This window comes from Aeromicrobium sp. Leaf272, from assembly GCF_001422865.1.
Classification (GTDB): domain Bacteria; phylum Actinomycetota; class Actinomycetes; order Propionibacteriales; family Nocardioidaceae; genus Aeromicrobium.
On sequence record NZ_LMMY01000011.1, the window covers coordinates 409666 to 410433 of the forward strand.

General features: G+C 74.7%; 2 protein-coding genes. One reads left to right on the forward strand and one right to left on the reverse strand.

What is annotated here, in order from left to right; genetic code table 11:
* Nucleotides 1-265: TOBE domain-containing protein (locus tag ASF38_RS19320; RefSeq protein ID WP_235497582.1), on the forward strand; the 265-nt coding region annotated here is incomplete at its 5' end.
* On the opposite strand, the gene ASF38_RS09070 is transcribed toward ASF38_RS19320, so the two are convergent.
* The coding region (locus tag ASF38_RS09070) for an alpha-hydroxy acid oxidase (protein WP_162237333.1) at nt 255-768 on the reverse strand (514 nt) is incomplete at its 5' end. The two genes, ASF38_RS19320 and ASF38_RS09070, sit on opposite strands and share 11 nt — an antisense overlap.

Consider the following 768-nt stretch of genomic DNA (forward strand, 5'->3'; position numbering starts at 1 on the left):
CGACGGCGTGACCCTCGGGCTCCGGCCCCAGGCGCTGCGGCTCGCCGGGCCGGAGGAGACCGGTCTCGACGTCGTCGTCGACCTCGTCGAGGAGCTGGGGTCCGAGGCCTACCTGTACGGCCGTCCGCCCGCCGGCGGTCAGCGCGTCGTGGCCCGGATCGACGGTCGTGCCGGGATCGCGCCCGGCGAGAAGGTCACCCTCGTCGCTGACCCAGACGCGGTGCACGTGTTCGACACCGCGTCGGGCGAGCGGCTCAGCGCCTGACGAGGAACGACGCGTCGAGGTCCTCCGCACGCGGGCAGCCCAGCAGGGCCAGCGTCGAGTCGAGCTCGGCCACCAGCTGTTCCAGCACCGCCTGCGCCCCGGCGGCACCGTCGCGCGCCAGGCCCCAGAGCACGGGCCGTCCGACCAGCGCAGCGTCGGCACCGAGGCACAACGCCTTGGCCACGTCCCAGCCCCGCCGGATGCCTCCGTCGACGAGCACCGCGGCCCGACCGTCGACGGCCTCGACGACCGGGGGCAGCGCCTCGGCCCCGGTCAGCACGGTGTCGAGCTGGCGTCCTCCGTGGTTGGACACGATCACACCCGCCGCCCCCACGTCGACCGCCCGAGCGGCGTCGTCCGGGCGCAGGATCCCCTTCAGCAGCAGCGGCATCCCGGCGGCCTCGGCGAAGGTGTGCACGTCGTCCCAGGTGAGCGTGGGGTCGTGCATGGCGAAGATCTGCTCGGTGGTGAGCGGAGCACCGCCGGGGTTGAGCGCGATCGGG